Origin of the sequence: Sphingomonas sp., assembly GCF_042096255.1 — a bacterium.
In the GTDB taxonomy this organism is placed as follows: Bacteria; Pseudomonadota; Alphaproteobacteria; order Sphingomonadales; family Sphingomonadaceae; genus Sphingomonas.
Map to the genome: position 1 here is coordinate 1 of NZ_JBELLZ010000161.1, position 4539 is coordinate 4539.

Consider the following 4539-nt stretch of genomic DNA (forward strand, 5'->3'; position numbering starts at 1 on the left):
GGCAGCCGGTTGCTTGATGCCGTCCGACCGCACCGTTAAGCGCGGGGCCGTTTGGCGCCCAAGACGCAGGAGATCATACGCGATGAAGAGGATTTCGACGGCCGTGCTCGCTGCGGCTCTGGTGACCGGTGCGGTCGCCACCGCGCCCGCGACCGCCGCCAAGAAGGAAGAGAATCCCTCGGCGCTGAAGCCAAGCCCCGACGTGCTCAAGGCGGCCCAGGCGGCGCAGGCGGCGCTGACCGCCAATGACCTCGCCACGGCGGAGCCGGCGATCGCGCAGGCCGAAGCTGCGGCCAAGAGCGAGGACGACAAATATATTTCCGCCGCGCTGCGCCTGTCGCTGGAAAGCCGCCGTGTCCAGGCCGCCGGCGAGAATGCCGACGCGACCCGGCTGGCCGCGCCGCTCGACGTGCTGATCGTCAACTCCAAGACCCCCGCCGCCGACAAGCCCAAGTTCGCGTTCGAGCGTGGCCTGATCTCCTTCCGGTCGAAGCAGTATCCGGTGGCCGTCACCTATTTCGAGAAGGCGCGCGAACTCGGCTCCACCGATCCCCGCCTGTCCACGCAGCTGGTGATGGCCAAGGTGAATGCGGGCGACACCGCCGGCGGCATGACCGAGCTCGACAAGATCATCACACAGACGGAACAATCCGGTCAGAAGGCGGATGAGCAGCTGTATCGCTTCGCGCTGAGCCGCACCATCCAGGCCAAGGACGGGCAGGGCACCCTCACTTGGATGAAGCGCTACCTCGCGGCCTATCCCACGGCCAAGAACTGGCGCGACATGATCAAGATCTACGGGCTGCAGCAGGGCTCGTTCATCACCCCGTCCAAGGCGCAGTCGCTGGACCTGTATCGGCTGATGCGGGCGACCAACTCGCTGGCCGACCAATATGATTACGAGACCTATGCGGTTACCGCGAACCAGCTCGGCCTGCCGTGGGAAGCCAAGGCGGTGATCACCGAGGGCCGCGCCAAGGGCAAGCTGCCGAGCACCGGCTCGTCGGCGCAGCTGCTCAGCACCGCCAATTCGCGCATCGCTTCCGAAGGATCGCTGACCGCGCTGGAGACCAAGTCGAAGTCGGCCGCCGACGGCAAGCTCGCCTCGCAGACGGGCGATGCGCAGCTTGGCAGCGGCAATTACGCAAAGGCGGCGGAACTGTATCGCCTCGCCCTCCAGAAGGGCGGCGTGAATGCTGCGGAGATCAACACCCGCCTCGGCGTTGCGCTGGCGATGGGCGGCGACAAGGCGGCGGCGAAGACCGCGTTCCAGGGCGTCACCGGATCGCCCAGTGCGGAAATCGCCGCGCTGTGGATGACCTACCTCGACCTGCCGGCGCCAACCGCCTGATCGGCGACAAGTGGAGTGAGGCGACGCCTCACTCCGCGATCGGCACTCCGGAACGGGCCTTCGCTGTCCGGATGGTCAGCGAGGTCTTGACGCTGGAAACGTTGGGCGCAGCGGTGAGCTGCGTCGTAAGCATCTCCTGGAAGGCGCGTAGATCGGGGGCGACGATCTTTAGGATGAAATCGATCTCGCCATTCAGCATATGGCATTCGCGCACTTCCGGGATTGCAGCGATATGCTGCTCGAAGGCGGCCAGATCGGATTCGGCCTGGCTCTTCAGGCTCACCATGGCGAAGACGGTGATCGGATAGCCGAGCTGGGCGGGATCGATCTCGGCATGATAGCCGCGGATCGCGCCGGCCTCCTCAAGCGCGCGCACGCGGCGCAGGCACGGTGGCGCGGTCAGGCCTACCCGGTCGGCCAGCTCCACGTTCGTCATCCTGCCGTTTTCCTGCAAGAGCGCCAGGATCTGCCGATCGATGCCGTCCAACGAAGCCGTCCTCACTTACAAATCGAAACCTCTGCGGCCCTCTAGCACAAGATCGTTGCGCCCCAACGTAATTGTGCCAGCATGCGACGGATCGTTTCGGCTCGCTTGCGGGAAAGCTGGCACACGCTAGAACCGCGCGCACGCGGCCTCGTGCGGCGCCCTCCCACAGGAACGCCGGTGCGGTTCGACGACAGCCTTTCCACCGTACTCGCCGCCGATTCCAGCACCGCCTTCGGTGCGCAGTCCGCGTTCCGGCAGCTTGTGGATCTGGTGGGACGAGGCCGGGTCGCATCCTCGCCGGAAATGATCGCCCGGTTGGAGGCGCTGCGGCCGCATGTACCGGCGGCGATCCGCGCTGCGGCGGCACGCGGGCTCGCCTTGGCGAGCCCGCCCGTGGACCTGATCGCCTTTTTCGCCGAGGACGAGCCGGCGGTCGCCGCCGCCGCACTGCGGGGGGTGACCCTGGATGAGGCGGGCTGGGATGGGCTGCTGCCGCGGATCGGCCCTGCCGGGCGTGCCGTCCTCCGGGCTCGCCCCGAACTGCCCGAGAGCGCCAGGCGCGGGCTGCACGCCTTCGGGTCCACCGATTTCACCTTGCCCTTCGACGGCACCGCATCGGCCGAAACCCTGCCGGAGCCGGTCGAGAGCAGCGGTCCCGCACCTTCGCCGCCGCCGCCGCATGGGTTCCCCATTGCCGAACTGGTCGATCGGATCGCGGCCTTCCACCGGGGTGAGGCTCCTGCGTCCCCGGCCGCGACGCCGGCGATGGGCTTCTCCTTCGAGACCGACACGCTGGGTCGCGTCTGCTGGACGGACGTGGAGCCGCGTGGTGCGCTGGTCGGGCTGACGCTCGACGGTGAACTGCGCTCCGCGATCCGGGGGCGGCGGCGGGCGGGCGGAATCCCCCTGGTCCTGCCGGGCGCTTCGCCACTGGGCGGCAGCTGGCAGGTGGATGCGGAGCCGGCGTTCGATGCACAGGGCCGGCACCTCGGCGCGCGCGGGCACGCCTGTCGCGCCCCGGTCGCGTCGCGCGGGAGCGGAGACGCGATCCGCCAGCTCGTGCACGAGCTGCGCACGCCGATGAACGCCATCTCGGGTTTCGCAGAGCTGATGGAGAGCGAGTTGCTGGGCCCGGTCCCACCCGTGCATCGCGCTGCCGCTGGCGCGATCCACACGGAAATGGCCGAGCTCCTCGGCGCGATCGAAGATCTCGATGTGGCGGCACGCATCGATGGCCAGACCCTTGATCTGGCGTCGAGCGAGGTCGCGCTGTGGCCGATGCTGGAGCGACACGGCACCGGCATCATGCTGCACGGCACGCGCGAGGCGATCGTCCATGCCGATCCGCGCGCCCTCGATCGCCTCCTCCATCGCTTCTTTGGACTGCTCGACCCTGCGGCCCGCGTCGAGGTCGCGTCTGATGGATGCTGGAGCACGCTTCGGGCCGATCGACCGGCAGCAGGGGCGGGGAACGCCGCGTCTCCCGCCCCCCTGCTGGGCATGCGCTTCACGCTGCGGCTCATCGGCGATCTGGCACGGGAACTCGGCGGAACCTTCGTGGAGGAGGATCGCCTCACCCTGAGGTTGCCGGGTCGGCTCGATCCCGGCGCCCGGATCGGCGGATCGATGTGACGGGCAGGGGGATGCGAGTGCCGCTGTCCTGGCCGGAGACTTTCGGTACGCGCTTTACCATTTTCGTCGATGTCGAGGAGGAGTTCGACTGGTCGGCGCCCTTGTCCGCGGACAATCGCGCGGTCACCGCCGTCTCCGAATTGCCGAAGGCGGATGGCAGGTTGCGTGATCTGGGCGCGGTTCCCGCCTATCTCGTCGATTATCCGGTGGCCGTAGCGCCTGGCGCGATCGAGGTGATGCGCGAACTGGTTGCGCGGCCGGGCGGCGAGATCGGCGCGCAACTGCACCCCTGGGTCAATCCGCCGTTCACCGAGGAAGCATCTGCCGGGCACGGTTTCGTCGGCAACCTGCCGGAGGCTAACGAGGCGGCGAAGCTACAGGCGCTGACCGCGGCGATCACCGCCGCGGTAGGAGTCGCGCCCCGGGTGTACCGCGCCGGACGTTATGGGATCGGGCCGAACACGTTCGCGCTGCTCGCGGCGCAAGGCTATCGGCTGGACACGTCGATGCGCGCTCGGTTCGACTATCGCGCGGATGGCGGACCCTCCTTCGCCGGCATCGGCAACCATGCGTTCCGCGCCGGACCGAGCGGTCGTGTCGTGGAGCTGCCGCTGACCACGGCGTTCACCGGTGCGCTCCGCCGGGGCGGGCCGGCACTCTATCCACGGCTCGCCTCTAGCCGGATTGCCCGGGGATTGCTGGCGCGAACGGGCCTGCTCTCCCGCGTCCCGCTCACACCCGAGGGCGTTCCGGTGCAGGAGGCGCTCGAAGCGGTGCGGGTCGCCTTGGGGGAGGGGACTCAAGTGCTGAACTTCGCTTTCCATTCGCCGTCCCTGGTGCCGGGCCACACGCCCTATGTCCGCGACGCGGCCGACCTCGGCCGCTTCTACGGCTGGTGGGACGCGATGTTGCAGCTGCTGGCCCGCCGCGGGGTGGCTGGCACATCGACGGCGGACCTGGTGTCCGCGAGCTCGCTTGCATCCGAAGGCGCGGCTCCGCTAAGCCGGCGCACGCGGGGCCTGTAGCTCAACGGTTAGAGCTGGCCGCTCATAACGGCTAGGTTGCGGGT

The 4539-nt window shown here is 68.6% G+C and carries 4 protein-coding genes; 3 read left to right on the forward strand and 1 reads right to left on the reverse strand.

Annotated elements, in window-relative coordinates; all coding sequences use genetic code 11:
* Nucleotides 1-82: 82 nt before the first annotated feature.
* Nucleotides 83-1351, forward strand: a complete 1269-nt coding sequence (locus tag ACFDTH_RS17555) for a hypothetical protein (protein ID WP_375288843.1) — start codon at nucleotides 83-85, stop codon at nucleotides 1349-1351.
* 28 nt (nucleotides 1352-1379) lie between these two features.
* Here the strand turns inward: ACFDTH_RS17555 and ACFDTH_RS17560 are convergent, their stop codons facing one another.
* Nucleotides 1380-1838, reverse strand: a complete 459-nt coding sequence (locus ACFDTH_RS17560) for an Lrp/AsnC family transcriptional regulator (RefSeq protein WP_375288844.1) — start codon at nucleotides 1836-1838, stop codon at nucleotides 1380-1382.
* 177 nt (nucleotides 1839-2015) lie between these two features.
* On the opposite strand from ACFDTH_RS17560, the gene ACFDTH_RS17565 reads away from it, so the two are divergent.
* On the forward strand, nucleotides 2016-3470 hold the full coding sequence (locus ACFDTH_RS17565) for a sensor histidine kinase (RefSeq protein ID WP_375288845.1): 1455 nt from the start codon (nucleotides 2016-2018) through the stop codon (nucleotides 3468-3470).
* Nucleotides 3471-3481: 11 nt separating this feature from the next.
* Entirely contained in the window at nucleotides 3482-4495 is a 1014-nt protein-coding gene (locus tag ACFDTH_RS17570; protein ID WP_375288846.1) for a polysaccharide deacetylase family protein, read from the forward strand.
* Nucleotides 4496-4539 lie beyond the last annotated feature (44 nt).

Excerpts from the sequence above, each read along its gene's own strand:
- ACFDTH_RS17555 (WP_375288843.1), top strand. The coding sequence starts at position 83 with ATGAAGAGGATTTCGACGGCCGTGCTCGCTGCGGCTCTGGTGACCGGT.
- ACFDTH_RS17570 (WP_375288846.1), top strand. The coding sequence starts at position 3,482 with ATGCGAGTGCCGCTGTCCTGGCCGGAGACTTTCGGTACGCGCTTTACC.